The sequence below is a fragment of the Prosthecobacter fluviatilis genome, from assembly GCF_042655725.1.
In the GTDB taxonomy this organism is placed as follows: domain Bacteria; phylum Verrucomicrobiota; class Verrucomicrobiia; order Verrucomicrobiales; family Verrucomicrobiaceae; genus Prosthecobacter; species Prosthecobacter fluviatilis.
In genome coordinates this window covers 49,527-75,742 of the sequence record NZ_JBHSMQ010000007.1, presented here as the reverse complement: position 1 = coordinate 75,742, position 26,216 = coordinate 49,527, and the positions used below count along the sequence as shown (strand labels likewise).

General features: G+C 61.5%; 21 protein-coding genes. 12 read left to right on the top strand and 9 right to left on the bottom strand.

Features of this window, described 5'->3' with window-relative positions; translation table 11 throughout:
* Positions 1-131 precede the first annotated feature (131 nt).
* From ACFQDI_RS17980 to ACFQDI_RS17955, 6 genes are all read right to left on the bottom strand, one after another.
* On the bottom strand, positions 132-2,132 hold the full coding sequence (locus ACFQDI_RS17980; protein ID WP_377169343.1) for a prenyltransferase/squalene oxidase repeat-containing protein: 2,001 nt from the start codon (positions 2,130-2,132) through the stop codon (positions 132-134).
* A gap of 207 nt (positions 2,133-2,339) precedes the next feature.
* Positions 2,340-2,819 (bottom strand): ExbD/TolR family protein, encoded by a 480-nt coding sequence (locus ACFQDI_RS17975; RefSeq protein ID WP_377169341.1) that lies wholly within the window; start codon positions 2,817-2,819, stop codon positions 2,340-2,342.
* 12 nt (positions 2,820-2,831) lie between these two features.
* On the bottom strand, positions 2,832-3,260 hold the full coding sequence (locus ACFQDI_RS17970) for an ExbD/TolR family protein (RefSeq protein WP_377169339.1): 429 nt from the start codon (positions 3,258-3,260) through the stop codon (positions 2,832-2,834).
* 53 nt (positions 3,261-3,313) lie between these two features.
* Positions 3,314-4,171 (bottom strand): MotA/TolQ/ExbB proton channel family protein, encoded by an 858-nt coding sequence (locus ACFQDI_RS17965; protein ID WP_377169336.1) that lies wholly within the window; start codon positions 4,169-4,171, stop codon positions 3,314-3,316.
* Positions 4,172-4,218: 47 nt separating this feature from the next.
* Positions 4,219-5,157, bottom strand: coding sequence for a tetratricopeptide repeat protein (locus ACFQDI_RS17960; RefSeq protein ID WP_377169334.1), 939 nt, complete (start codon positions 5,155-5,157; stop codon positions 4,219-4,221).
* 31 nt (positions 5,158-5,188) lie between these two features.
* Positions 5,189-8,071: a tetratricopeptide repeat protein gene (locus tag ACFQDI_RS17955; protein ID WP_377169332.1), complete on the bottom strand. Its 2,883-nt coding sequence runs from the start codon at positions 8,069-8,071 to the stop codon at positions 5,189-5,191.
* Positions 8,072-8,405: 334 nt separating this feature from the next.
* Here ACFQDI_RS17955 and ACFQDI_RS17950 point away from each other — a divergent pair, with 334 nt between their 5' ends.
* The 5 genes from ACFQDI_RS17950 to ACFQDI_RS17930 all read left to right on the top strand — a co-directional run bounded on the left by ACFQDI_RS17950 (position 8,406) and on the right by ACFQDI_RS17930 (position 15,231).
* Positions 8,406-9,185 carry an ABC transporter ATP-binding protein gene (locus tag ACFQDI_RS17950; RefSeq protein ID WP_377169330.1) on the top strand — a complete coding sequence of 260 codons (780 nt, stop codon included), beginning with the start codon at positions 8,406-8,408 and terminating at the stop codon, positions 9,183-9,185.
* An 8-nt stretch (positions 9,186-9,193) separates the two neighbouring features.
* Positions 9,194-10,300, top strand: a complete 1,107-nt coding sequence (locus tag ACFQDI_RS17945; RefSeq protein WP_377169328.1) for a sialidase family protein — start codon at positions 9,194-9,196, stop codon at positions 10,298-10,300.
* A gap of 12 nt (positions 10,301-10,312) precedes the next feature.
* Positions 10,313-12,286 carry a hypothetical protein gene (locus tag ACFQDI_RS17940; protein WP_377169326.1) on the top strand — a complete coding sequence of 658 codons (1,974 nt, stop codon included), beginning with the start codon at positions 10,313-10,315 and terminating at the stop codon, positions 12,284-12,286.
* Positions 12,287-12,362: 76 nt separating this feature from the next.
* Positions 12,363-13,280, top strand: a complete 918-nt coding sequence (locus tag ACFQDI_RS17935) for a hypothetical protein (protein WP_377169324.1) — start codon at positions 12,363-12,365, stop codon at positions 13,278-13,280.
* 682 nt (positions 13,281-13,962) lie between these two features.
* Complete coding sequence (locus tag ACFQDI_RS17930) at positions 13,963-15,231, top strand: right-handed parallel beta-helix repeat-containing protein (protein WP_377169322.1); 1,269 nt, start codon at positions 13,963-13,965, stop codon at positions 15,229-15,231.
* A gap of 304 nt (positions 15,232-15,535) precedes the next feature.
* Here the strand turns inward: ACFQDI_RS17930 and ACFQDI_RS17925 are convergent, their stop codons facing one another.
* Positions 15,536-16,198 carry a hypothetical protein gene (locus ACFQDI_RS17925; RefSeq protein WP_377169320.1) on the bottom strand — a complete coding sequence of 221 codons (663 nt, stop codon included), beginning with the start codon at positions 16,196-16,198 and terminating at the stop codon, positions 15,536-15,538.
* Positions 16,199-16,423: 225 nt separating this feature from the next.
* Here ACFQDI_RS17925 and ACFQDI_RS17920 point away from each other — a divergent pair, with 225 nt between their 5' ends.
* Positions 16,424-16,927, top strand: coding sequence for a hypothetical protein (locus tag ACFQDI_RS17920; protein WP_377169318.1), 504 nt, complete (start codon positions 16,424-16,426; stop codon positions 16,925-16,927).
* A 281-nt stretch (positions 16,928-17,208) separates the two neighbouring features.
* On the opposite strand, the gene ACFQDI_RS17915 is transcribed toward ACFQDI_RS17920, so the two are convergent.
* The gene (locus tag ACFQDI_RS17915; protein ID WP_377169316.1) at positions 17,209-17,667 is read right to left on the bottom strand and encodes a hypothetical protein; all 459 of its coding nucleotides are present in this window, start codon (positions 17,665-17,667) and stop codon (positions 17,209-17,211) included.
* A gap of 806 nt (positions 17,668-18,473) precedes the next feature.
* Between ACFQDI_RS17915 and ACFQDI_RS17910 the strand changes: the two genes are divergently transcribed.
* Positions 18,474-20,495, top strand: coding sequence for an alpha/beta hydrolase family protein (locus ACFQDI_RS17910; protein WP_377169314.1), 2,022 nt, complete (start codon positions 18,474-18,476; stop codon positions 20,493-20,495).
* Positions 20,496-20,507: 12 nt separating this feature from the next.
* Here the strand turns inward: ACFQDI_RS17910 and ACFQDI_RS17905 are convergent, their stop codons facing one another.
* Positions 20,508-22,388 carry an alpha/beta hydrolase family protein gene (locus ACFQDI_RS17905; RefSeq protein WP_377169312.1) on the bottom strand — a complete coding sequence of 627 codons (1,881 nt, stop codon included), beginning with the start codon at positions 22,386-22,388 and terminating at the stop codon, positions 20,508-20,510.
* A gap of 131 nt (positions 22,389-22,519) precedes the next feature.
* Here ACFQDI_RS17905 and ACFQDI_RS17900 point away from each other — a divergent pair, with 131 nt between their 5' ends.
* The 5 genes from ACFQDI_RS17900 to arsA are packed head-to-tail and all read left to right on the top strand — an operon-like array spanning position 22,520 to position 26,199.
* On the top strand, positions 22,520-22,831 hold the full coding sequence (locus ACFQDI_RS17900; protein WP_377169310.1) for an ArsR/SmtB family transcription factor: 312 nt from the start codon (positions 22,520-22,522) through the stop codon (positions 22,829-22,831).
* A gap of 15 nt (positions 22,832-22,846) precedes the next feature.
* The gene (locus ACFQDI_RS17895) at positions 22,847-23,329 is read left to right on the top strand and encodes a DUF6428 family protein (RefSeq protein WP_377169308.1); all 483 of its coding nucleotides are present in this window, start codon (positions 22,847-22,849) and stop codon (positions 23,327-23,329) included.
* Between the two features lie 9 nt (positions 23,330-23,338).
* Positions 23,339-24,022 carry an MIP/aquaporin family protein gene (locus ACFQDI_RS17890; protein ID WP_377169306.1) on the top strand — a complete coding sequence of 228 codons (684 nt, stop codon included), beginning with the start codon at positions 23,339-23,341 and terminating at the stop codon, positions 24,020-24,022.
* Positions 24,023-24,061: 39 nt separating this feature from the next.
* Positions 24,062-24,391, top strand: a complete 330-nt coding sequence (gene arsD, locus ACFQDI_RS17885) for an arsenite efflux transporter metallochaperone ArsD (RefSeq protein WP_377169304.1) — start codon at positions 24,062-24,064, stop codon at positions 24,389-24,391.
* Entirely contained in the window at positions 24,388-26,199 is a 1,812-nt protein-coding gene (gene arsA, locus ACFQDI_RS17880; protein WP_377169302.1) for an arsenical pump-driving ATPase, read from the top strand. Before arsD ends, arsA begins: the two co-directional genes overlap by 4 nt.
* Positions 26,200-26,216: the final 17 nt, after the last annotated feature.

The following is a 26,216-nucleotide window of genomic DNA, read 5'->3' as shown; positions in this document are numbered from 1 at the left end:
ATCGCAGCGGGAGTGCCTTGATGACGCTGCTGGCAGGCGTGGTGGCGGGGACGCTGGGCGACAGGCTGGAGCGCCTGTCGTACTTTCCGGAGGGGCGATTTGCCGAAGCGTGGCGGGGGCGGGCTTTTTGATTACTTGTCGAAGAAGGAGGCTTCTTCGCGGTCGCCGACTTTGAGGTAGCGGTAGTAAACTTCAAGCTGGAGGGTGCAGAGGCACTGGCGGTAGATGGGGTCTGAGGCGTCGCCTGCGGGCCAGTTGGGGCGGCCGGCCTTGAAGGAGCCGTCTGGCTGCTGGGCGCTGAGGACCTGGGGGAGGAACTGCTGGTTGTAGAACTTCCAGTCTTCGCCGCCCTGCTGGAAGAAGGCCTGGGTGTAGTAGTACCAGCAGTAGAGGTTGCAGTTTTTGTTCCAGTCGAGGGGTTCGGCGGTGATGAAGTCGGTGAGGAACTTGATGCCTTTTTTGATGGGGGTGGTCTTGCCTTTGGCCATGGTCTGGAGGCCGAGGATGCCGACGCCGGAGAGGGACCACTGGTTGTAGTGGGCGTCGCGGTTGGCTCCTCCAAAACCGCCGTCCTTGGTCTGCTTCTCTTCGAGGTATTTGGTCATCTTGGTGATGGAGCTGTGGAGTCCATCAATCTTGAGGCCGGTGTTCTTGGCGGCTTTGAGGGCCTGGAACTGCCAGCCTGCGACGGAGAGGTCTTCGCGGCTTTTTTTGCCTGCATAGAAACCGGTCTCACCGTCATAGACCCAGCTGCCGCTGTCCTGCTGGTTGTCGATGATGATTTTGACGCCCTGCTCGAAGGCTTCGCGCATGCCGGGGAGGCTCTTGCTGCCGAGGCGGGCGAGGGTGTACATTTCACCGAGGGCGTAGGTGGCGATGCCGTGCTCATAGACGGGGGCGTTGCCTTTTTCACCCTGGCTGAAGAGCTTGTTTTTGTTCTTCTTCTGCGCCTCGATGAGGAACATGATGCCCTTCATGACGTTGTCGCCGTAGAAGGGGGATTCGGGGGTCTCGCAGCGGCCGAGGTAGCAGAGGAGGGCGAGGCCGGTCATGGCGCACTTGTTGGTGCGGCCCCAGGAGCCGTCTGCGTTTTGCTTGCCTTTGAGCCATTCGAGGGAGGCGGACACGGCGGCCTCGCACTCGGGGGTGCCGCCGTTTTGACGGAGCTTTTCAAGGCGCTCCTGCGTGGAGCAGCGGCTGCGCATGGAGGGTGGCAGGGTGACGAAACCGCCTGCGGCTCCCATGCCGCCCATGCCTTTGCCAAAGCCGCCGCCGGCTCCGGCCATGCCGAAGCCTCCGGCTCCGCCGAGGGCGCCGCCGCCCATCATGGCGCTGACGTCTGGCATGTCGAGGGAGTCTGGCGGTGCCTCGGGCAGCGAGATGGCTGCGTTGACGCTGGTGCTCACCAGCTTCTTCATGGGCATGTTTTTGTTGATGGAGCTGCGCTTCTTCTGCTGCACTTTGTGCTGCAGGTCGGCGCTGGCTGCGGCGCCCTGGGCGGTGCCGCCGCCGGGGAGGAAGTCCACCTGCTTGTCCATGACGCCGGACTGGAAGACGATGAAGAGGGCGAGGACGCCGAGCCCGGCGTGGATGAGGATGCTGAGCAGGAGGGAGCTGGCACCGGCTTTGCGCCAGAGCTGCACGAACTTGTTCGGCGGCTTGGCGATTTCGATGTGGGTGAGCGCGGGCGGGTGGTAGATCTCGCCGACGTGATGCTCGGAGGCGGGTGAGGCTTCGGCTTCGCCTTCGTCTGCCGGGGTGGCGGGGGCGGCTGCCGTGACCACGGGGGCACTGGGGACGGGCATGGCCGGGGCTACAGCGGCAGGCACTGGCATGGCTGCGACGGGCACGGCGGTGCTGACGGGCCTAGGAGCCGGTGCGGATGTGGGGACGGCACCGGTGGAAGGCACGGGTGGCGGCGGCATGGCCGGCATGGGCATCTGCGGCATGTAGCCTGGAGGGTAGCCGGGCATCTGGGGCGGGTAGCCCTGGGGCATGGGGTAGCCGGGGGGATAGCCAGGCATCTGCGGTGGGTAGCCCTGAGGATAACCCTGCGGGTAGCCCTGGGGATAGCCGGGCATCTGGGGCGGATAGCCCTGGGGCATGGGGTAGCCGGGGGGATAGCCGGGCATCTGTGGGGGGTAACCCTGCGGAGGAGGATAGCCCTGGGGATACCCCTGGGGCGGCAAGGGCTGCGTGGCTCCTGGATTTGGAGGCTGCGGCGGGTTTTGCGGTGTTCCTGGCTGCGAAGGATTCATGAAAGCGTGCTTTTCAAAAATAGAAGACCGATCTGCCGCCCATTTCTTGGGGGCAGATCGTGAAAAAAAATGGAGTCCTGATCAGAACCCTTCGTCGCCACCGACGGTGAAGGTCACGTTGGCGACCTTGGCGACTGCGAGGGCATTGAGCACGTCGATGACGCGCTCATAGGTGGCCTGCTCTTCAGCCTGGATGGTGACGATGACCTTGGCGTTGCGGTTGTCCGCCTCCTGCTTGAGACGCTTGAGGGTGCTGATGAAGTCGGGTAGGGACTTGTCAGGACGGTTGCTGTCGAACTCCTCTTCATTGAGGGTGACGGCGCCTGATTCTTCAACTCCGACGATGATTTCATCGGGCATTTCCTGGGGGGCGTCGGCACTGGGCGGTGCGAGGCCGGGAAGCTGGCTCTTGAGCTCGCGCTCCACCTTCACGGAGCCGACCATCACCATGAAGAAGAGCATGATGACGAACACCACGTCGATCATGGGAGCGATCTGGAAGCCGACAGCAAGCTGTTCAGACTCGATTTCGCGATGCTTTTTTTTGCCGGGGGCAGACATGAGGGGATGGAATTACTCTTTGTTCAAGGCGGAGAAGGAGATGTCATCAATGCCCGCCTGGGCGATGACGCTCATGACGCGCTGGATTTCGATGGCGGGGAGACGTTTGTCTCCGCGAATGACGGCACGGTACTTGGCGTTGGCGTCGTGACGTGCCCGGAGCTTTTCGACCAGGGGCTCCACGACATCATAGGAGCTGTTTTCGAAGAGGATGGTGGCCTTGCCATTCGTCCAGCGGACGTTGATGTTGGCCTCGTTCTGAACGTCCTTTTCCTTTTTCTTGGCGTCTTTGGCGACGGGGAGCTGGATCTCCTTGTCGATACTCAACACCTGTGCCGAGGTGATGCTCATGAAGAAAATGAGCAGCACCAAGAGCACGTCAATCATCGGAGCAATCTGGAACTCCGGTTCGCCATCACCACCGCCGCCGCCGCCGCCCATAGTGTTAGAAGGTCAAGGGTTGAGTATTGTGTAAGAGAAAGGATGGGGTGAGATCAGGCGGCAGAAACAGCCTGAGCGTCGCCTGCGACCCAGTTTGGAATGGCGGCGTAGAACTCTTCTTCACCGACGTGGGCGTCCTTGAGGTGGTGGTAGGGCATCTTGCGGAAGAGGCCCATGACGATTTCCTGGAGATCGCTCATGGAGACCTGGAGGCGATTGCGGAGGAAGTAGAAGAACATGAAGGCAGGAACGGCGATGAAGAGACCGGAGGCGGTAGCGATAAGCACCTCACCGATAGCGCCGGAGAGCTTGGCGGGGTCCCCTGCACCGCTGGTCTTCAGGGTGGAGAAGGCGCGCATCATGCCCGTCACTGTTCCGGTGAGACCGATCATAGGGGTGCAAACACCGATAACGGAGAGGTAGTTGATGCGGGTCTGGATGGCGGCGTTGACCTTGTTGAGCTCGGTGAAGAGAGCGGCTTCGGTGGCTTCATGGCCGTCACCGAGGAAGCTGAGGCCGACACGGGTGGTGTTGGTGAAGGGAGAGGGGCTGCCTTTGCAGAACTGGTAGGCGCCGACGTAGTCACCGGCACGGAAGAGGTCCTGAACCTGGGCGACCTGGGCGGGAGGGGCGGCCTTTTTGATGCCGGTGCGCATCCAGAGATCCACGGTGAGCCAGACGAGGGCGATGGAGCAGGCGGTGATGGGGTACATGACCCAGCCGCCTTCGATGAAGCGGTCGATCATGGACTCGGTGTGGACGGCCTCAGCGCCGCCTTCCGGGGGAGCGGCGTCTTCAGCGTAAAGGTTGAACGAAGTGAGGACTCCCAGGGCCAGCAGGACGCAGAGGAACGCGCGGGCAGGGCCGTGTGGGATGTGGCGGGTCATGTTGGTGGCAGTGTTGGTTTGCATGGGGAAGTGATTGAGGCTTTGGAAAGGGTTCAGACTTGGGAAACGGTTCAGGCTTTGGGCTTGGAGTCGGCGGCTTTGGCGGGTTCGCCTTCCTTGGGTTTGGCAGCGTCCGACTTGCCGTCTGCGGCGGCGGCTTCCGCCTCCTCTTCGGGGACATTCTTCATTCCGGCAATGGCGGCTTTCTCCTTGGTGGCGGTTTCTGCGACGGGGGAGCCGGGGTAGGACTCGCTGATGCGGGCGAGGAAGGCGTTGGCGTCTTCGTAGCGCTTCATCTTGATGAGGGTCTTGGCGGCGTTGAGCTCGGCCTCGGGGACGCGCTGCATCTGGGTGCCGTAGAAGACGGGGATGCGGAGGTAGGCGAGGAGGGCCTTTTCCCATTCCTTTTTGCGGGTGTAAACGTCTGCCATGATGGCCCAGAGGGAGGCGCCGATGGCGGAGTCGTCGGTTTCCTTGAGGATGCTCTGGGCTTCGACGATGATGCCGGTGTAGTCGGAGGTGGTCTGGCGCTCGATGTCGAGCTGGATGATACGGAGGCGCATTTTCTGAGCGTCGGAGAGCTTGAGTGCGCGGAGGGAGGGGAGAGATTTGACGACGTCGTCGAACTTGCCGCCCTGATTGAGGGCTTCGATGTAGCCGAAGAAGATGTCCACGTACCAGTTGCCTTCGATGCCTTCGAAGTTTTCGAAGAAGTCCTTTCCTTTCTTGAGGACGGCGATGGCGTCGTCGGTCTTGCCCTTGGCGAGGAGGTCGGCGGATTCGGTGAGCTCAGCGGGATAGGGCCACTCGAGGGAGTCGATGTTTTTCTTGTCGATGATGCTGGTGGCCTTGTTTTCACCGATCTGGACGGTGCGTACGATCTTGCCGTCCTGAATGGAGAACTCGGAGGAGAAGACGCGGTTGCCGTCCTTGAGGACGATGGCCTGGCCGAAGGCGGAGCCTGCGGCGAAGACGGCGAAGAGGAGCAAAAAGCGGGCGAACGATTGCATGGGGGTCGTGGGATGGGCTCGCATCTGAAAATTACATGGTCGGGAGGAGTTTTTCAGCCTCTTTCTTTTCCGGCTGATTCTCGAGGTCCTTGCGGCCGATCATCTCCTGGAGGGTGGCCTTGGCTTCGTCAGACTTGCCGAGAGCCTTGAAGGATTTGGCGCAGAGGAGGTAGGCCTTGGCCATTTCATCCTTCCATTTCTGGTGTGCGATGAAGACGCGCTGGAAGTAGGCGATGGCGGCCTCGTGCTTGCCATTGAGGGACTCGATCTCCCCGAGCATGCGGAGGGCGTTGGCGGTGGCGTGGCCGCGCCATTCCTTGGTGTTGGCGACCTGCTCAAAGATCTTCTTGGCGTCTTCGTACTTCTTGAGTTTGACGAGGGTTTTGGCCTCGCCCTGGGTGGCGTCGAGGACGTGGGAGCTGCCGGGGTAGTTGTTGAGGGCGTCGCGGAAGAGCTCGAGGGCTTTGTCGTACTCGCCTTTTTCAAAGGCGATCTCTGCGAGGCCGACGGGTGCGCCGTCGGAGAATTCGCTGTCCTTGAAGAAGTCGCGGAGGCGGATGTAGCAGCCGGTGGCTTTGTCGAGGTCGCCTTTCTTGCGGGCGCTGTCGCCGACGATGTTGAGGAGCATGGGGCTGAGGTCGTCGGGCTTGGCGACTTCGATGATGATGTTGAGGTACTTTTCAGCCTTGTCCGGAAGCTTCATGGTCTTGGCGAGCCAGGCCTTGGCGAAGAGGATGCGCATCTGGGCGGTGCCGTTCATGGCGGCCTGAGGCGGGCTGAGGAGGGCTTCGAGCTGCTTTTCGACGTCCTCAAAGGTGAGATCCGGCGCGGGTGGCGGTGCGGGAGCGGGTGCGGCTTCGCCGGGCTTGGCGGCGGCTGGGGCCGTGGAGGCGGCAGCGGCGCGGCGGCGCTTGGGTGCGGAGATGGAGACGAGCTGCTGGATGAGGCCTTCGACCTGCTGATTGGCGACGATGGGGATGCGGGTCTTGATGTGCTCTGCGAGGAGCTTTTTGGCGTCGTCGACCTTGCCTTCCTTGATGTTGGCGCGGCTGATCCAGAGGATGGCCTTGAGGGAGAGGTCGTCGTTGTTTTTGTGGGTGTTGTAGTAGCGCTGCCAGATTTCGGAGAGCTCCTTCCACTTGCTGGCGCCGACGTAGAGGTCTGTGAGCTGGTCGAGGGAGTAGTTGAGGACGTCGTCGGACTTTGCCTTGTCGACGGCGAAGGCGAACTGGATCATGGCGTTTTCATAGTCCGCGCGCTGATTGTAGATGTCTCCGAGGAGGGCGTGGACCTGGCCGATGTTCTGGTCGTTGGGCTTGTCTTTGACGATGCTGAGGAGCTCGGATTCGGCGGCTTTTTTGTCGCCGCCCTGGAAGTCGATGAAGGCGAGGCGGTAGCGTGCGTCGACGACGTACTGGCCGGCGGCGTTTTCCTTGATGTAGGTCTTGAGCGCCTTGGTGACGCTCTTGGAGTCGTTTTGGTAGAAGTAGGTGAGGGCGATGCGGTACTGGATGTCGTCCTTGTAAGTGGTGGTGGGAAACTCCTGGAGGATGGTTTCGTAGGTGGTGCGGCATTCGTCGAAGCTCTGGAGCTCAAACTGAACGCTGCCGATGAGGAAGCTGAGGCGCTCCTTGTCAGCCTTGGGGAAGCTTTTGGCTTTTTTCCAGGCTGCGATGGCCTCCTTGAGCTGCTTGTTCTGGTAAGCGAGCATGCCGAACATCATGGAGACTTCGCCGACCATGTCGCTGTCCGGGAAGGCTTCGATGAACTCCTCGCAGAGCTGGCGGGACTCCTTGATGCGCTTGAGGGAGGAGTTGACCATGATGAGGCCGTACATGCACTTGTCGCGCTGGGCGAACTGCTTGAAGTCCTTGACGACGACTTCGAAGGCGAGGATGGCCTGCCAGAGGCGGGAGGGGTCGCCGACGCCGCTCTCGCTGGGGGCGCCCATTTCATAGTAGCAGCGGCCGAGGCGGTAGTAGAGGGAGGCGTCGTAGTCGGTGCGCTTCTCGATTTCGGCCATGATTTCCTTGTTGGCCTTGAGCTTGGTTTCGATCTCGTCTTTGCGGACGCCTTTGGCGGTCTTGAGCTGGGCTTCGAGCTTGGCGATCTGCTCGTTCTGGATGCGTGAGATTTCGGCCTTTTTGCGAACGAGCTGATAGGCGCCGAGGGCCTCCTTGTAGGCCTTCTTTTCCATCATTTCATCGCCGAGCTTGAGATAGATGTTGTTCATCTGGGCGATGCTGTCGCCGCCGGAGGCGAAATTGCGCACCTTGTCCATGAGCGCGGTTGCCTGGTCGAGCTGGCCGCTGGCGACGTAGATGTTGGCGGCGAGCATGGCGGCCTGGATGGACTCTGCGCTGCGGATGCCGTCTGCGAGGACGTTGGTGAGGATTTTGAGGGCCTCCTCCTTTTTGTCCTGCTTGTTGAGGGTGTCTGCAATGATGAGGCCGGCCTCGGCCTTCTTTTCGGGGGATTCGCGGACGACGTTGGTGAGGACTTCGATGCCTTTGTCCTCCTTTTTGCTGGCGATGTAGGAACGGCCGAGGGCCATGTTGACATCGATGATGGCGGAGCCTTTGGGGAACTCCTTCACGTAGGCCTCAAGGGCCTCGATGGCCTTGGGGTAGTCGTTGAGGTTGTAGTAGCAGGCGCCTTCGGTGAAGAGGATGCTTTCGAAGGGCTTGTTGTTGAGGTTCTTCTTGGCAATGGCGAGCTTTGAGAGGGCCTCCTGATACTTGGCCTCGGCGAAGAGTGCGCCGGCGGCATTGATGAGGGCTTCGGTCTCCTGCTGGATGTTGAGGGCAGCGGGTGCTGCGGGGGCCGCAGGAGCGGGAGCAGGTGCAGGCGGAGCCTGGGAAAATACAGGCGTGACAGCGGCCAAAGCCAGGGCGGCACAGAAAAGGGGTCTCATGAGTTGCAGGGAGCGTTGCAGATCAGCGCAAAATAAGAAAAAACTACAACGACGCACAAGCTGGAATTCATGCTTGTGGTCGCAAGCGATGTGGTTTTTTGGCTGGGCGTCTGGAGAAACTGACATTTTTCAAGAAAGGGATTTGAGATTAGCAGGATGGATATTTTTGTCACGGGAGAAAAATCAAAAGGACAAATTCTATCCAAACGGATTCTTTTGAAGCAGAGTGACCCGGCGAACGAGCGAAAGGCCTGAACGCGAGCCCCTGGCGTTCATTGAAGACGACGTCAACATGGCTCGACATCGGGTGAATGTGATTCAATGATGCGGGAGCATGAACCTGCCTGTACTCGAAGTCACTGATCTCACTTTCCGCCGCGGCCGCCCGATCCTGAAAGGGATCTCATGGAGGGTGGAGGCGGGCGAGCACTGGTGCATCCTGGGGCCGAACGGGTGCGGGAAGACGTCGCTGATCAACCTGATCACGGGCTATGACAGTGCGACGGGCGGGAGCCTGAGGATCGGGGAGAGTGTGTTTGGGGATGATGACTGGCGGGAGGTGAGGCGAAGGGTGGGGCTGGTGACGAACACGCTGACGACGTACCTGGAGAGCGGGGAGCCGGTGATCGATGTGATCTCAAGCGGGAGGGAGGCGAAGCTGAACCTGATCGAGGAGCCGCCGGCGGCGGTGCGGCGGGAGGCTGCACGGCTGCTGAAGCAGGTGGGGTGCGAGTACCTGAAGGAGGCGGTGTGGGGGCCGCTCTCGCAGGGTGAGAAGCAGAAGGTGCTGATCTGCCGTGCGCTGATGGCGAAATTTCAAGTGCTGATCCTGGACGAGCCGTGCGCGGGGCTGGACCCGGTGGCGCGGGAGAACTACCTGAGGTGGATGGAGTCGCTGGCGGTGCAGCCGGACTCCCCTTCCCTGGTGATGGTGACGCACCATGTGGAGGAGATCCTGCCGAGCATCACGCACTGCCTGCTGCTGAAGGACGGGCAGGTGCATGCGGCGGGGACGAAGGAGGAGGTGCTGAACAGCCGGAACCTGAGCGAGATTTATGGGGCTCCGCTGAAGCTTGGGAGGCGCAAGGGACGTTACTGGCTGCATCTTGCCTGACTCCAGCCATGAAACGATGCTTCACCGCCCTGCTGATCCTGACGGTTTTCACCCACGGGGCGGAGGTGGTGTTTGAGCGGGTGCCTGAGGGCGGGGTGCAGCCGCAGGTGGCGGCCACGAGCGCCGGCACCCTGCATCTGGTGTATCTGAAGGGGGACCCGCGGGGTGGCGATGTACGCCATGCGGTGAAAAAAAGAGGGGCTGCCGGGTGGAGCGCGCCTGCCACGCTGAACAGCACGCCGGGGACGGCGGTGGCTGCGGGAACGATCCGGGGGGCGCAGATGGCTGTGGGCCGGGACGACTCCCTGCATGTGGTGTGGAACGGCCCGGGCGGCAAAAACGTGCCTGCGCCTCTTTATTACTCCCGGTCTCTGAACGGCGGGGCGAGCTTTGAAACGCAGCGTGACCTGCGCGCGGACACGCAGGCTCTGGATGGCGGGGCATCGGTGGCGGCGAGCGCGAAGGGGGAGGTCTTTGTGGTCTGGCACGGGGCGCCTGCAGGAGCGGAGCCCGGGGAGATGCACCGGCGGGTGTTCATTCTGAAATCGGGCGACAATGGCGGCAGCTTCTCCAAGCCGGTGGTCGCGAATGCCGATGATCCGGGGGTGTGTGCGTGCTGCTCTCTGAAGGCGTTTGTGAGCCCGGGCGGGGAACTGCTGACGCTGTACCGTGCGGCGCGCAGCCCGGGGCAGCGGGACATCACGCTGATGACATCACGGGATGGCGGGGGGACTTTTGAGCACCGAAACGTGGGGCCGTGGGCGATCCAGGCGTGCCCGATGAGCAGCGCGAGTGTGGTGGCGGCGGGGAGGAAAACGCGGGCGGCGTGGGAGGCGGAGGGCAAGGTGTACACGGCGCTGCTGGATGAGAGCTCGGCGGCGCTGGCGGTGTCTGAGGACAAGGCGAGGCACCCTGCCCTGGCGGTGAATGCGCGGGGTGAGACGCTGATCACGTGGAGCGTGGGGACGGGATGGCAGAGAGGCGGGCAGCTGGGCTGGCTGGTGCTGGATGCTGCCGGCAAGGCGACAGGCGAGCGCGGCATGAAGCCGGGGGTTCCGGTCTGGGGCTTCAGCGCGGCGTATGCGGAGGGCGACCGGTTTGTGATTCTCTACTAACAAATAACAGCCATGCGCACGGTCTTCCTCCTTTGCTGTGTGTTTGCCGCTTCTTTGAGGGCGCAGAGTCCGAGCGGCCTCTTCACGCTGCTGCACACGAAGCCTTTTGTGGCGGAGGTGACGAGCGTGAGCAGCAGCGCGGGAGGCTTCAAGCTGGCGCTGCGGGCGGATGATGGGGCTGAGAGCAGCTATGAGTACCGCAGCTCGAACCCGACGAGGGAGCAGCAGTTTGTGGCGCAGCTCAAGGAGCACCGGCGCTACGCCTTTCCGCAGTGCCTGATGGATTTCCTGGGGCTGGATGAGACGGTGAGGCTGGTGCGCATCCTGCCGAGGACTGCCTCATTGATGCCCACCGCGCCCAGTGTGCCGAGCGGGCTGATGGATCTGGGGCGCGAGCATCCCTTCCGTGCGACGGTGCTGGACGCAGGGCTGGGTGAAAAGAGCTGCGCGATGGTGCTGATGGGGGCGGATTCGCGGCTGTATCTGGCGAGCGGGCCGTACCCGAGCGATGTGGCCCCAAAGGTGGCCGAGAGGCTGAAGCGCGGGGAGACGTATGAGTTTCCTGCGGCGCTGGAGGATGTGCTGCTTTCCGAAGATCAACGCGCGGCGAGGGCGCGGCCGAAATCGGCTGAGATCGCGGTGCTGGGGCGGTACATCGGGGCCTGGAGCGGGACGGTGGAGGGGGATGCGACTGCGAGGGTGCAGATGAACTGCCACTGGCTGGCGGATGGCACGGGCATCTGGCGGGAGCTGCACTTTGCCCGTGAGGGCGCGGAGGAATCGCCCACGGTGGACATTGCGCGCATCCTCTATCATTCGGGCGCGAAGGCGTATGTGAGCGCGGATCCTGCGGCGGGCGGTGCCACGGCGCTGACGAGCACGTGGGATGAGGCGACGCGGACTTTCACCTCGGTGCTGCCCGCGCCAGAGAGCGGACAGACGCGGATCAACACGGCGACCTTTACGACGGAGGCGCGGATCGACTGGAAAACGGTGACGCGGGATGCGAGCGGCAAAGTGATGGCGACGAAGCGCGGGAGCTATGTGCGCACGGCCAGGAAGGTGCCGCCGGTGAAACTGCCGGCGGCGGCGCCGAAGGTCGCGCTGGAGTCGCAGCCTGCCGGAGGAAATGGCAGCTATACGGCGATGAGCAGCACCACGGGCATGCTTTCGATGGTCACAGCAGGGCAGCAGAAGGTGGTGGCACCGCGTGCGCTGATGGAGCCTGTGATCGACACGGATCTTTTCAAAATGCGCGAGCTGCCGCCGTTTCGTGGGAGGGTGACGCACCTTGAATTCAACGCGGACTCGATCAGAGCGACGGTGGAGCGGGTGGATCAGCGGCAGGTGAAGATCCACCACACGCGTGATGCGGACTGGGATGAGGCGGTGAAGATGGCGAAGCGGCTGAGGCCGGGCACGATGCATGAGTTTCCAGCGGCGCTGGCGGAGGGGTACCAGCCGCCGGCGGAGGGATCTGTGGCACTGCCGAGCACGGATGCGATGCGGGCGCTTTCGGCCTTCATCGGCGAATGGAGCATGCACTGGACGGCGGGACCGGGCCGGGACCGGAATGACAAGATCACGGTGAACTACTTCTGGAGCCATGACGGCACGGGGCTGTGGCGGGAGGTGCATCTGCCGGAGGGCATCCGCACGGGCTCCGGCACGGGCGGTGCGGCGCAGGGGGATGCGAGGCCTTATGTGGAGGCGTCTCTCACGACGTATGATCCGGCGACGCAGAAGTATTCTGAGACCTACTCCTCCTCACCCAAGGGGGACGGAAGTGTGGACGTGGAGTGGGATGCGAAAACGCAGACGTATTCGCTGCTGATGAAGGCGGCGCCATCGGCTGCCGGCCTGCAGAACCGCGGCATGCGGCGGATTGTTTCGCCGGAGAGGATCGAGTTTCACACGAAGACGATGACGGCTGATGGGAACGTGCTGAGTGAGAGCGGCGGGTATTACAGGAGGATCGGGCCTTGATTCCGAAAAGCGGGCGTGGAGAGAATGACAAAAGGCTTGTCATTTTTTCCGCCACCTGATAATTCGGGCGGATTCCATGAGCACGCCCAGCAAGCCTCTCCGCCAGCCCGGCCTGATCGTTTACCTGTGCGGGCTGGCCACTTCGGCGCTGGTGCTGTGGGGGGTGCAGGTGGCGAATGAGAACGGTGAGAACATCATGGGCTGGTATGCGAACGGGATCATCCCTGCGGGGGCGTTTCTGGTGGGGATCGCGAGCGGCGTGGGGTATGCGGTGGGGTCGCGGCTGCTGCAGGTGAAGCTGAGCAAGGCGTTTGTGTTTGGGATGATCACGACGGCCATTGTGGATTACTTTGCGGCGCACTACCTCACGTATCTGAATGTGATTGAGCTGCATCACATCCCGGCGGAGCGCTACGGCTTCATCGACTACTTCCGGGAGATCAGCGAAGGCATGGCCTTCAAGGACAAGCACTCCGGCGAGCCGGGGAGCCCGCTGGGGATGTGGGGCTATGTTTACAAGGTGCTGGAGATCGGGGGCTACTCGGTGGGGGCTATGTTCCCTTCCCTGATGGTGTTTGGGATGCCGTACTGCAAGGGCTGCCAGCAGTACCTGAAGAAGCACCGCACGGGGTACCTGCATGCGCCTGAGCCGTGGAGCGTGGTGAAGAAGCTGAAGAAGAAGGAACGCCTCGCCGCGCTGCAGGCGTCGATCAAAGACCTGATTGGACGCGCGAATGAGTTCACCGGGCCGATTGCTGCTGCGCCGCTGGCGGAGACGGAGGCGGCACTGGCGACGCTGGATCAGACGATCAACAAGGATGCTGCTGCGCGCATCACCTACACTTTGAAGAAGTGTCCGAGGTGTGATGCGCACCATCTGGAACTGAGCCTGTTTAATTACACGGAGGACAAGAAGGTGGCGAACTCGAACGTGGCGAAGATTGACAAGACGAAGGTGGTCGCTGCCGATTCAACGGAAGCGGCGGCGGCTTAAGGGGGATCGCTGATGCAGACTTGGGTGAGGGAGGTGGGGCGAGATGAGATGTCTTGGGTATGAACGCGGAGGCAGGGACTGCGAGATCAAGCGCCTCTTTGGTGGGCGCGCATGCTTCGATTTAGCATTCCACCACCATGCTTCATGTTATGAATGGCGCACATAATGACTGGCATGAATGGCACTCGGTTAAGCGCATGGATTTGTGGGATGGGGAAGGCTGGCCACTTCAGCAAGCCGTGCTTTTGGAGTGCGGTCGCGCAACGACGAAGGAGTGAAGCTACCGCTTTCGAGGGGTTCACGGCAGGCGTGGGAGCTGGGGCTGGCGGGGGCGTCACCGGCTGCCGCTTTCGGGTATGTGCTGGCAGGCGGAGTCTCCGAGCACGACCAAAGCGGTAGCTGCGTTCGTTCCTCACTCCGCGACCGCACTCCATATCGGAGGCTGCAGTGCGCTCTATGGCATGCGTGGCCAAAACGCCGCCAGCCAGACCTGCAAAATGAACGGCACCCCGCCTTGAACGAGCGCCATTCTTGCCTGGCATGTTTTGTGGGTGGAGCGAGGCATCAGGGATGTTCGCCCAGAGGCCGACAGAATGTCGGCGCTCCCAGGACAGAGGGCTGAGGCGCGAGTTTTGAGAGGAGATGGGGAAAGCCGAGGGGGCTGAGGGGCGTTGGTTCGGGGATGAAACGATTTTTGCTGTGCCTGATGTTTGTGAGTCCCCTGCCCTCGGCTGAGCGGCCTGGGGTGACGGTGCCGCGCCAGACGAGCGGTGATGCTGCGGTGCAGCCGAAGTGGGAGGAGGGGCTGAGGATCACGGTGGGGGTGAAGGATGCGGACATCGTGGGGAGTGACCAGCGGGCGATCCAGGCGGCGGTGGACTCTGTGGCACGAATGGGCGGCGGGACGGTGCACATCCAGGCGGGGACGTACCGGCTGCGGAATGCGGTGTATTTGCAGTCGGGGGTGAACCTGACGGGCGAGGGCGAGAAGACGGTGCTGATCAAAGAGCCGTCTGTGATGACGCCGCTGAAGCTGGACAGTGACTGGTATGACCAGGAGATCACGCTGCACGATGCGAGCGGATTTCGCGTGGGGGACGGGGTGTGCCTGCGGGCGAAGGATGCGAAGACGGGACGGCAGACGGTGATCAAGCGGACGCTGGTGGCGAGGAGCGGCAACCGCTTCAAGCTGGACAAGGCGCTGCGTGAGAACCTGTGGCAGATGAACGAGGCGACGTGCGCGACGCTGTTTCCGCTGCTGAGCGGTGAATTGGTGAACGATGTGAGGATCGAGAATCTGGTGCTGGACGGCAACCGTGAGCACAATGCGGAGCTGGATGGCAACTATGCGGGCTGCATTTTTCTGCAGGACTGCAACCGTGTGCACATGAGCGGGGTGACGGCGCGGAACAACCACGGGGACGGGATCAGCTGGCAGATCTGCCATGATGTGGTGGTGGAAAACTGCGTGAGCGAAAACAACAGCGGGCTGGGTTTGCACCCGGGGAGCGGATCGCAGCGGCCGATCATCCGCAACAGCACGCTGCGTGGGAATGACATCGGGATTTTCTTCTGCTGGGGCGTGAAGTATGGGCTGGCGGAGGGGAACCGGATCGAGGGGAACCGCGTTGGGGTTTCGATCGGCCATCGGGACACGGACAATCTGGTGACGGGGAACACGATCCGGGGCAGCAAGGTGAACGGGCTGCTCTTCCGCCCGGAACGGGGGCCGGACTTTGCGGGGCATCGCAACCGGATCGAGAAGAACCGCTTCATCGACAACGCGCCGGAAGGCGGGGCGGTGATCGACATCCAGGGTGGGACGGAGGCGATCACGATCAGCGGGAACGAGTTTACGGAGACGCGGGGCGGGAAGGCGCGTGTGACGGTGAAGCAGGGGCCGGAGACGAAGGGGATCGTGATTGAAGGGAGCCGGAGCGAGGGGTTTTAGCTAGCTGCGTGCATGCGCAGAGGTTTGAAACTAAACCCACACGTGTGAGGCAGCCGCGATGTGAGGGAAGGCAGGAACCGACGCGGATTGGGTTGGAGAAAGAAGAGCTGCTGCGACGAAACGAAAGTCGGCTTGGCTTTGGGAGATTGCCCGATCACGCGGCTCTTTGGTCGGCGCGAATTCTTCATTTTTGCTTTGGAATCCAATGCTTTATGACATTCATGACGTACATAATGCCTGGCATTTTTTCTTACGCAGTGGATGGCTTGAAGACCCACTATGCCCGGATGCCAGGGGCTTTACTTCACTTTGCAGGTTTAATCAGCGTGGGCAGTGCAATTGGATGATACTTCCTCACGAAGTCAGCATAGAATGCCAGCGCTTCCTCAATGGTCGGATCTAACTCTTCTCGGGTCTTTCCCGTCTCCAAATGATACCATATCCATCCAGTTGTTGAGTTGTGGAAGTAGCGATTCGTGACATCGAGATCGCGAAGGATTTTCAGATTATCAACTTCCTTGTGATCCTCATCATGCTTTATCCCCTCTTGATGCATTCCAATGTTCTGTGTGGCAATCTGGCGTGGGAAGTCCTGGCGCTTGATCTCATCGAATGCAGTTCCGTTTTGATCTATCCTGCAGTAAGCGAACTGAGTCAGTCCCTCAGTGAGATTGATTTGTTTATAGATTAAATAGAGAGCGCCCTTCCAAGATCGCAGACTGACGGGATGCTGTAGGTCATAGTATCCAGCTTGACCCCTGTGATAAGCCCCCGCCCAATAGACTGTCTTGCCATTCCACTGGCAACGAAACCATGCCCGTCCTTCTTGGCCTTCAATGCGGAGCCATTCGCCAGGTGCAACTTCGACTTCGCCATTCCAGTTTGCGGTAGGCCTGTTACCCCCGCAGCCCGTCAAGTAGGCCAAGCAGATGAATGCAGCAGTGAACAGCCAGTGTAGAGTTCTCATCGAAGCAATGTTGATTTTTTCACCGTCTGATAGCCTTGAATTTATCTTGCGTACATAATGCCTGGCATTTTTTCTCTTTTTCTCAACAGCAAACGAAGGACCGTAGTCATAAAGATGAAAAGCATTGGGAGGCGGGAACCGTTAAGACTGATCCTGTAACCGGAACGGTGCTAATAAATAAATACGGACGGCCTCGACTTCAGAGCGACAAATCCAAGGTTGATTATGAATAATCGTCAGAAAGAAACCCGCCGTCTAACAGCACTTCCTCTTTACCTTAAAGAGCTTTCCACGTTGGTGGGGAGAATCGTGCATGAAAGCGAATTATCGCCATTTACACAAATGGAAATTGTTCGTGAAAAGCTACGCTCCGTATCGAAGGGGTCTTGTCGTTCAGTCACTCTGCCATTCGAAGCGCGAACGGGAGTTGAGTTTGCTCAAATAATTGATCAACTTAGGAGGCTTAATTCTTCGTCGATCTACTTGTGGCCGAGCCGCGCAAATGAATGCGGGCTTTTAGAGGTCGCTGATTTGAATCAGATTAAATTCTCCTTTCCGTTCGACCTTAATCCAGACGGTATTTTAGTTGTAGCCACTTCGGATGGCAACGATTCGATGTTGCTGGAATGGAGCGATGATGAGCGTGGCGTGAGGATGCTTGAAGTTGAGTTCCGAGGTCCGAATTGGAGCAAACCCCAAATTGAAATTGAACCACGCCCCAAGCAATAACGTTGCGGTGGAGCCAGGTCAGCCAGCTTGTGAGAACGCCCGGAACGAACCCGCCGGAGAGTGGCGACGAACGCGGAGGCGTTGAATTGAACGTATCCGTCATCCATGCCCCCGTCGCAACGGTCTTGATTGTGCCGGTCCAACTACATCGGCAGGACGGCTGACTGAGCCAGCGCCTGGCGCAGCGATGCCTGCTCCGTGGCCCAGGCCTTGAGCGTGAGCCGGAGTGCATAATGCCTGGCATTTTTTCCGACCGCAAACGCGGTGGATGGCTCGTGGGTTCATTTTTCATTGCCCTTAATGACTATTTCGTGCGGAAATCTGTCAATATCGAAATGGTCGATCACCATTATGGTGTTGCCGTCTATCAAAATAGTTACGTCCCAAACTTTTGCAAAATCCCCCCATATTTTCCTGAGTGAAACCGAGTCTTCACTATGCGAAATCCCAAATTTCCCAACACGCCCCGTTGCAATCACCACCCTTAATTCTTTTGCCAGATACCTAGCACTATTAATTTCAAGTTCCGGAAGTTTTCTTTGCATTACTTCTTGCAAGGCAAAACAAGATAGAAAGAAATCGTCTTCATTGATATTGAATGGATTAAAAACTATCGAATCAAACGCCGACGCTAGCGTGTACTTCTCATCCGCCGAGGTTTTTTGAGAACAATATGACAGATCTAGGATAAGCATTGTCAAAACAGCTAACTTAAACCCAAGATTACTTATTGTTTTCATGCACTTATTTTGCGTTGTATTCCGACCTCAGATGACGCACACAATGACTGGCATTTTTTTCTCGTGGGTTCACAATTTCATCCACCGATTGATTGCATAAACTTAGCCAAAACATTCCAGTCACCTTGATGCGTTGCGGCGAATTTTTCTGGTGAAAATTTGATGTACTCAATTCGTTCTATATTCCATTAATAGCACAGGAGTTCGATTTTAAACTCTCTCAACATCTGAGGAATGTTATGCACATGATTTGCTTCACATCTTACTGCATCAACATTGGATGCGTTGTCTCTGATGAGAAGAATTGAACGCTCCAAAATTGACATGAGCGCAAGCTTTGCGTTTTGTTCGGCATTCATCAATAAGCAGCCAGCTTTGCATAATGCCTGGCATTTTTCTTGATTTCATTATTTCAAATAGGCTGGCGCGTCCCGCGCTATTGGTTGGCGCGTGGTTCATTCTGGATGCAGAATCGAGGTCAATTACTTTAATCTCCACCGATTTGTATGGTGACTTAGGCATTTTTGCAAATATCGAATGGTATCAACCATGCTTCCGTTAGGAATCTTGCTTTTAGCAAAACGGATAACCGTGACAGTTTTCGCAATCGAGACGACGCCCTCAAAAGGCAGATTCGTTAACACAAGCGGTCCATCTTTCGTAGTGGCCCGGTCCATGACTGGCCGAAGGCTGCCCTGCCCGCTTCACCTGAGGTGGCGCGGCGCGGTGGAAATGTGAGTTTGCGAGCTTCGTGATGAACTTTGGGGGTTCATGGCGTTTGTTTGGGCTCTGTCTTTTTCCCCACCATGAAATCCAAGCTGCTGCTCCTTGCCGTTCTCGCTTCGTCCCTTGTCCGTGCTGAGGACAGCCGGGTGCAGGCGCCGAAGGATCTGAACGGGTACTTTCCGTTTAATCCGCCGTCTTCGCTGAGCGAGTGGGAGGCACGAAGGGAGCAGGTGCGGAAGCAGATCCTGGTGGCGGAGGGGCTGTGGCCGATGCCGACGAAGACGCCGCTGAATGCGGTGGTGCATGGGAAGGTGGAGGGGGATGGCTTCACGGTGGAGAAGGTGTACTTTGAGAGTGCGCCGGGATTTTTTGTGACGGGGAGCCTGTGGAAGCCGAAGGTGATCAAGGGGAAGGTGCCGGGGGTGATGTTTGCGCACGGTCACTGGAAGGATGCACGGCTGTCGCTGGCGGAGCCGGACAAGCTGCGCGCGGAGATCGCCACGGGTGGGGAGCGCTTTGAGCGGGGCGGGAAGAGCATTTTTCAGTCGCTGTGCGTGCAGCTGGCGCGGATGGGCTGCGTGGTGTGGCAGTGGGACATGCTGAGCGATTCGGACTCGGTGCAGATCCCGCGTGAGATCGTGCACACGTTTGCGAAGCAGCGGCCGGAGATGAACACGACGGAGAACTGGGGGCTGTACAGCCCGCAGGCGGAGGCGCACCTGCAGTCGATCATGGGGCTGCAGACGTGGAACGCGGTGCGGGGGCTGGATTTCCTGCTGTCTTTGCCGGAGGTGGACCCGGAGCGCACGGCGATCACGGGGGCGAGCGGCGGGGGCACGCAGACGATGCTGCTGGCGGCGATCGATGACCGGATCAAGCTCTCCTTTCCGTGTGTGATGGTGAGCACGGCGATGCAGGGGGGCTGCACGTGCGAGAACACGTCGCTGCTGCGGATCGGGACGGGGAATGTGGAGTTTGCGGGGCTGTTTGCGCCGAAGCCGCAGGGGATGAACACGGCGAATGACTGGACGAAGGAGATGGCGACGAAGGGTTTTCCTGACCTGCAGAAGCTGTACACGACCTACGGTGCGAAGGACAATGTGTTCCTGCTGCGGGGGGAGCACTTCCCGCACAACTACAATGCGGTGACGCGCTCGGCGTTTTACACGTTTGTGAACAAGCACTTCAAGCTGGGCTTCCCTGCCCCGGTGATCGAGCAGGACTATGAGCCGCTGACGCGGGAGCAGCTGACGGTGTGGGATGAGAAGCACCCTGCGCCGAAGGCGGGTGATGCGGAGTTTGAGCGGAAGCTGCTGAAGTACCTGGCGACGGATGCGGAGAAGGTGCTGCGTGAGGCGGACGCGAAGGTGCTGCGCGAGGGGATCGAAGTGGTGACAGGCCGGACGTATGACAAGGCGGGCGAGGTGGAGTGGACGCTGAAGGACAAGCAGGACCGTGGCGACCACCTGGAAATGACGGGGACGCTGACGAACAAGACGTACAACGAGGAGGTGAGCGTGGCGTGGCTGTACCCGAAGGCGTGGAACGGGCGTGTGGTGGTCTGGCTGGATGACGCGGGCAAGTCCGGCATCTCGGGGAACAAGGAGGTGAAGGAGCTGGTGGCCGGCGGTGCGGCGGTGCTGGGGGCGGACCTGCTTTTCCAGGGGAGCGAACTGGCAAAGCAGAACCGGCTGGTGGCGAATCCGCGTGAGTTTGCGGGATACACGTACGGGTATAACAACGCGCTGTACGCGCAGCGTGTGCATGATGTGCTGACGCTGACGACCTTTCTGCGAAACACGAAGGTGGGCAGCCACCCGAGCCCGAAGACGGTGTGTGTGGCGGCGTTTGGGGAGCAGACGGGGCCCATCGCGGTGGCGGCACGTGCGCTGGCGGGGAGCGCGATCGACCGCGCGGCCGTGGACACCCATGGCTTCCGGTTTGGCAAGCTGCTGGACTACCGTGACCCAATGTTCCTGCCGGGTGGTGCGAAATACCAGGACCTGCCGGGGATGATGGCGCTGCAGGCCGGGCTGCCGCAGTGGGTGAAGGGCGAAGGCCAGGAGCCGAAGGGCACGGCGGTGAAGTGGCTGCTGGAGTAGAGCAGGCCTGGATCAGGCCCACTCCACGCGGACAAACTCGGGCGCGGAGCCCGCCCATGGCGCAGGGGTGGTGTCGGTGTCGCCGGGGAGTGTGTGGCGGGCGCAGAGGCCGAGCTGGTCGATCTGCGCCCAGCTTTGGGGGGAAGATCCGTCGCGGCTGGTGAAGTCCCTGAGCTCCAGGGCGAGGGTCTGCGGCTCTGCGGAGCCGGTGATCTCGCGCCTGCAGACGTAGGTTTTGCGCGGGCCGCGATAGCTGCGCCATTCGTTTTCCTCGACGACGAAGGCCATGCGGTTTGTCTTTGGCATCCTGAGGGTGATGGCGAGCCTGGCGCCTGCGGGGCCGCGCCAGAGGGGATCGGTGACTTTGCGGGTCCACATCTGCTGATGGGAGGTGTTGCCCTGATTGAGGACGTACCAGTCGCGCAGGCCGTGGCTGAAGTCGTCGATGAGGCGGGTGGGCTGTGCGGTGAGGGGCACCTGGGATTTTTGCAGTTCTTCCGCGCTGCGGGTGTGGAGGAGGGTGCTGATGCAGACCTCTGTGACAGGCGTGCCGTAGCCGCCGAGCACGGAGAGCGAGACGGGCTGAGGCAGGGTGAAGTACACATTGGCAAAGGCGTGCAGGGCGGACTCGCGCGCATGCAGGGGGAGCCGGGCGGTGAAGCCGCCGCCTGGCTGGGGGGTGACGTCTGCGCTGCGCCAGAAGCGGGCGCGGGGGTCGTCATCGATGGAGTAGAAGATCTCGCAGCGTGCCACGGGCCAGGGGTGTGCAGCGGGCTGCACCTGCAGGGCGGGTGCGGGTGTGAGGAGGAGCTGGCTCTGAGGTGTGGCGGGCAGCGGGGGGCCGCCTTTGAGGTGGTGGTCAAACCACAGGGGCATGGTGACGGCGACGGCCGGGGTGAGGCGGTGATTGAGGTGCGGGGCCCAGCTGTAACGTGTGGGCTGGGGGATGAGCGCATTGGTGCGGTAGACGTCGTCCATCCAGCCATGGAAGTCATTGGTACCGCTGCGGTGGAGGACCGGGCAGGCGATGCGGGGGGCGTAGCTTTCAAAGCTGAGGGTTTTGCGGAAGAGCTCCACGTCCCCCTTCACGGCGTCCTGGGGGTCTGACTTCACGCCGCCAAAGACATGCGGCTGCCAGCGCCAGCCCTGGCCGCCGACGGCAGGCACGGCGGCCTTTACGCGCGAGTCTGTGCCGGCGACATACATGGTGAGGTTTCCGCCCATGGAGTAGCCGTGCACGCCGAGGCGTGCGGAGTCCACGCCGGGCTGCTGCGCGAGGAAGGTGAGGCCACGGCGGCAGCCGAGTGCCAGAAGATACCAGTTGTTGTTTTTCGGGTGCTCGCGGTCCTCGAAGAGCTGCTTTGGACCGGGCAGGATGGAGGCATAGCCGGGGACGTTGAGCTGGGTGGGGTCCACGGCGCCCCAGTCGGTATTGGGATCGCCAGGCAGGGCTTTTTCACACGAGTTGAAGGGGGGCTTTCCGGTGCCGCTGCCGCCCCAGTTGACAGAGAGGGCGGCGTAACCGCGCGAGACGAGGAGCCTGACCTCCGCGACGGAGCCGCGCTGGCCGCCGCCGTGGATGTGCATGACGGCGGGCAAGAGGCCCTGAGCCTGATGCGGAAAGCCATAGACGGCGGACATGAAGGCCTTGGTGCCTTTGAAGGTGCCGATGAGGTAGCAGACATGGCGGAGGATGGCGCCGTCTTCCGACCACTCGCGGATGACCTCGGACTCGAGCGGGTCTTTGAGCGGGTCAAAGTCCGCCCAGAGCTCTGCCACGGACTGAGGGACGGCGGGGTCTGCGGCGTGGGCAGGCAGCACGAAAGCGGGAATGGCGGCGGCGCTGGAAAGGAGAAAACGGCGGCGGCCGGAGGTGAAGTCTGGGGGATGCATGCGTGAGGTGGAGAGTACGCGGATGCGGCGGAAACTTTCCACGGAAGATGGTGGGAGGGTGCGCCGGGGGAGGAAAGGAGTTGCGCGGGGCGACTATTTGGTTATTTTGCCAAATAACCAACCGATTGACCATGCCCGCGAGCAAAACCGTCTCAAACAAACGAACCGCCGTGATCAAGGCGCTGGCGCACCCTTCCCGGCTGCTGATCGCGGAGGCGCTGATGGACGGGGAGATGTGCGTGTGCGACCTGAAGGAGCTGGTGGGCGCGGACATGTCCACGGTGTCCAAGCACCTGAGCATGATGCGCCAGGCCGGGGTGCTGGTGTCTGAGAAGCGGGGGCTGAACATTTATTACCGGCTGGCGTGCGACTGCCTGGGGGATTTCCTGCGCTGCCTGGACCAGCTGGCGCCGAAGAAGGCCACCACCAAACCCTGCTGCTAACTGCTTTTTCCTACCATGAACATCACCGAATTTCTCACCCACCTGAACTCGAATGCGGCCAAGCCGCTGCTGTTTGTGCTGCCGGACGGCGGCATGATCCCGGCGCACTACCACGTCACGGAAGTGGGGCATGTGATGAAGAACTTCATCGACTGCGGCGGCACGCGGCGGACGCTGGAGACCTGCCTGCTGCAGACGTGGGTGCATGATGATGTGGAGCACCGGCTGCTGTGCGGCAAGCTGGCGGCGATCTTTGAACGTGCGGACGATGTGCTGCCGCACCACAACCTGCCGGTGGAGATCGAATACGAGGACGGGGTGGTGGCGCAGTTTCCGGTGGAGCGTGCGGAGGTGATCGACGGTGCGCTGGCGTTTCACCTGGGGCTGAAGCACACGGACTGCCTGGCGCGGGGGATCTGCCTGCCGGGCGAGTGTGCGCCTGCGCCGAAAGCGGAGGCGGCGGCCTCCTGCTGCACGCCGGGCTCCAAATGCTGCTGAGACCTCCCTATGAAGAGACAACGCCTTGCTGAATTTCTGGGTACTTTCGCGCTCGTCTTTGCGGGCACGGGGGCGATCGTGATCAATGGCGCAAGCCACGGGGCCATCGGGCATGCGGGGATCGCGCTGACCTTCGGGCTGGTGGTGATGGCGATGATTCACACCTTTGGCGATGTGAGCGGGGCACACCTAAACCCTGCGGTGACGCTGGCGTTTGCGGTGGCACGGCGCTTTGCGTGGCGGGATGTGCCGGGGTATCTCGGTGCGCAGATGGGCGGGGCGCTGGCTGCGAGCATTTTGCTGAACGGGCTGTATCCGCATGATGCCACGCTGGGGGCCACGCTGCCTGCGGGGTCTGAGATGCAGAGCTTTGTGCTGGAGCTGGTGCTGACGGCGATGCTGATGCTGACGATTTTGAGCGTGTCCACGGGTGCGAAGGAAAAAGGCATCACGGCGGGCATCACCATCGGCGGAGTCGTGGCGCTGGAGGCGATGTTTGCAGGACCGGCGTGCGGCGCCTCGATGAATCCTGCGCGGTCGCTCGCGCCTGCGCTGATCTCAGGGCACACGGAGCATCTGTGGATTTACCTCGTGGCGCCCGTGCTCGGGGCGCTGGTGGCGGTGCCGCTGTGCAGCCAGCTCCAGGCCAAAGGCTGCTGCGATGGCCAGTGCGGGCCAGGCCCGTCCGCGTAAAGATTTGAAAAAAACATCCGACACAACCGATTCACTCCCATGAAGACCATCCAAGTCTATGATCCGCCCATGTGCTGCTCCACGGGCATCTGCGGGCCTGACATTGATCCTGATCTGGTGAACTTTGCGGCGATGCTCTCGCAACTGGGCGCCCATCAGGTGAAGATCGAGCGCTACAACCTGGGGCAGCAGCCGATGGCGTTTGCGCAAAATGAGGCGGTGAAAGCGATCCTGGAAAAAGAGGGGACGGAGGCTCTGCCGCTGATTTTCTGGGATGGCGAGCTGCATCTGCAGGGCCGGTACCCAACGAAGGCGGAACGGCCCGCGTGGTTCATCGCCGCGCTCGGCACCAAGGGGGCAGCATCATGAACCTGCCACTCTACCGGCCGACTGCGGCAGAGAGCACCCGCTTCCTGTTTTTCACCGGGAAAGGCGGGGTGGGCAAGACCTCGCTCTCGTGCGCAACGGCGCTGGTGCTGGCCGAGGTCGGCAGGCGTGTGCTGCTGGTGAGCACCGACCCGGCGTCCAATCTGGACGAGGTGCTGGGCACGCGGCTGAGCAACCGGCCGACGGCCATTCCCGGGGTGCCGGGACTGAGTGCGCTGAACATCAACCCGAGCGAAGCGGCGGCGGCGTACCGGGAGCGGCTGATCGGGCCCATGCGGGGGCTGCTGCCTGCGGCGGCGCTGCGGAGCATGGAGGAGCAGCTGTCCGGCTCGTGCACGGTGGAGATCGCGGCATTTGACGAATTTTCCGCGTTCATCGGGAATCCTGACGCGGCGCGGGAGTACGATCATGTGATCTTTGACACCGCCCCCACGGGCCACACGCTGAGGCTGATGAGTCTGGCGAAGGCGTGGGACCAGTTTCTGGACAGCAACACGAGCGGCACCTCGTGCCTGGGGCCGCTGGCGGGCCTGGAAAAGCAGCGTGAAATCTATGCCGCGACAGTGAGCACGCTGGCGGATGCCGCAGCGACGACGCTGGTGCTGGTGAGCCGTCCGCAGCATGCGGCGCTGAGGGAGGCGGAGCGGACCTCGCGTGAACTGCGCGCGATCGGCGTGGGGAACCAATGCCTGGTGATCAATGGCACCTTCACCACCGCCTGCACGACGGATGAGGTGGCGCAGGCGATGCAGCAGCGAGGGCGGGCGGCGCTGGAGAAATCTGCCGGATTCATCGAGAGCATGCCGAGCTTTGTCGTGCCGCTGCGCTCCATCAACATCCTGGGTGTGGACGGACTGCGCGTGCTGATGAACGGCGATGACTCCGCACGTGCCGACGCAGGAGGCGCCGCCGTGGGAGCGGAGCACGGGTGGAGCCCGCCGCCGATGGAGAGCCTGGCCGATCTGGTGACCGACCTGGAGAAGCAGGGGCACGGCGTGATCATGACGATGGGCAAAGGCGGCGTGGGCAAGACCACGGTGGCTGCAGCGGTGGCCGTGATGCTGGCGCAGCGCGGGCATGCGGTGCACCTGAGCACCACCGACCCGGCCGCGCATGTGGCGCAGACATTGGCCGGCCAGGTGCCGGGCCTGAGCCTGAGCAAGATCGACCCGGCGGCCGAGACGGCCGCGTACACGCAGGAGGTGATGGCCGCGCAGGGCGCCCAGATGGATGAGGCGGGGCGCTCGCTGCTGGAGGAAGATCTGCGCTCTCCGTGCACGGAGGAGATCGCGGTCTTCCGCGCGTTTGCGCGTGAAGTGGGGCAAGGGACAAGGCGATTTGTGGTGCTGGACACGGCACCGACGGGACACACGCTGCTGCTGCTGGATGCGAGCGAGGCCTACCAGCGCGAGCTGGAGCGGCAGGCGCGGAGCACGCAGCCGGAGGAGGTGCTGCGGCTGCTGGAGCACCTGCGAGATGCTGAGTTTACCCGCATCCTGCTCGTGACGCTGCCGGAGGCCACGCCTGTGCATGAGGCGGCCGCGTTGCAGGCGGACCTGCGGCGGGCGCGGATCGAGCCCTATGCGTGGGTGATCAACCAAAGCCTGCTGAACAGCGGCTCCGGCGATGCGCTGCTGCAGCGCCGTGAAGAGGCGGAGCACCGTTACCTGAGCGAAGTCGCCACGGAGCAGGCCCGCCGCACCGCCTGGCTGCCGTGGCAGCCGGAGGAGCCTGTGGGACCAGAGGCGCTGGCGCACCTGGGCAGCGCCAGACTCGCGGTGCAGGCCTGAGCTTCTTTTGTTTTACA

Coding starts and splice junctions, on each gene's coding strand:
- ACFQDI_RS17910 (WP_377169314.1), top strand. CDS start 18,474: ATGAAATCCAAGCTGCTGCTCCTTGCCGTTCTCGCTTCGTCCCTTGTC.
- ACFQDI_RS17920 (WP_377169318.1), top strand. CDS start 16,424: ATGAATAATCGTCAGAAAGAAACCCGCCGTCTAACAGCACTTCCTCTT.
- ACFQDI_RS17940 (WP_377169326.1), top strand. CDS start 10,313: ATGCGCACGGTCTTCCTCCTTTGCTGTGTGTTTGCCGCTTCTTTGAGG.
- ACFQDI_RS17965 (WP_377169336.1), bottom strand. CDS start 4,171: ATGCAAACCAACACTGCCACCAACATGACCCGCCACATCCCACACGGC.
- ACFQDI_RS17930 (WP_377169322.1), top strand. CDS start 13,963: ATGAAACGATTTTTGCTGTGCCTGATGTTTGTGAGTCCCCTGCCCTCG.
- ACFQDI_RS17900 (WP_377169310.1), top strand. CDS start 22,520: ATGCCCGCGAGCAAAACCGTCTCAAACAAACGAACCGCCGTGATCAAG.
- arsA (WP_377169302.1), top strand. CDS start 24,388: ATGAACCTGCCACTCTACCGGCCGACTGCGGCAGAGAGCACCCGCTTC.
- ACFQDI_RS17950 (WP_377169330.1), top strand. CDS start 8,406: ATGAACCTGCCTGTACTCGAAGTCACTGATCTCACTTTCCGCCGCGGC.
- ACFQDI_RS17960 (WP_377169334.1), bottom strand. CDS start 5,157: ATGCAATCGTTCGCCCGCTTTTTGCTCCTCTTCGCCGTCTTCGCCGCA.
- ACFQDI_RS17970 (WP_377169339.1), bottom strand. CDS start 3,260: ATGGGCGGCGGCGGCGGCGGTGGTGATGGCGAACCGGAGTTCCAGATT.
- ACFQDI_RS17935 (WP_377169324.1), top strand. CDS start 12,363: ATGAGCACGCCCAGCAAGCCTCTCCGCCAGCCCGGCCTGATCGTTTAC.
- ACFQDI_RS17905 (WP_377169312.1), bottom strand. CDS start 22,388: ATGCATCCCCCAGACTTCACCTCCGGCCGCCGCCGTTTTCTCCTTTCC.
- ACFQDI_RS17925 (WP_377169320.1), bottom strand. CDS start 16,198: ATGAGAACTCTACACTGGCTGTTCACTGCTGCATTCATCTGCTTGGCC.
- ACFQDI_RS17980 (WP_377169343.1), bottom strand. CDS start 2,132: ATGCCCGGCTATCCCCCCGGCTACCCCATGCCCCAGGGCTATCCGCCC.
- arsD (WP_377169304.1), top strand. CDS start 24,062: ATGAAGACCATCCAAGTCTATGATCCGCCCATGTGCTGCTCCACGGGC.
- ACFQDI_RS17890 (WP_377169306.1), top strand. CDS start 23,339: ATGAAGAGACAACGCCTTGCTGAATTTCTGGGTACTTTCGCGCTCGTC.
- ACFQDI_RS17955 (WP_377169332.1), bottom strand. CDS start 8,071: ATGAGACCCCTTTTCTGTGCCGCCCTGGCTTTGGCCGCTGTCACGCCT.
- ACFQDI_RS17975 (WP_377169341.1), bottom strand. CDS start 2,819: ATGTCTGCCCCCGGCAAAAAAAAGCATCGCGAAATCGAGTCTGAACAG.
- ACFQDI_RS17945 (WP_377169328.1), top strand. CDS start 9,194: ATGAAACGATGCTTCACCGCCCTGCTGATCCTGACGGTTTTCACCCAC.
- ACFQDI_RS17895 (WP_377169308.1), top strand. CDS start 22,847: ATGAACATCACCGAATTTCTCACCCACCTGAACTCGAATGCGGCCAAG.
- ACFQDI_RS17915 (WP_377169316.1), bottom strand. CDS start 17,667: ATGAAAACAATAAGTAATCTTGGGTTTAAGTTAGCTGTTTTGACAATG.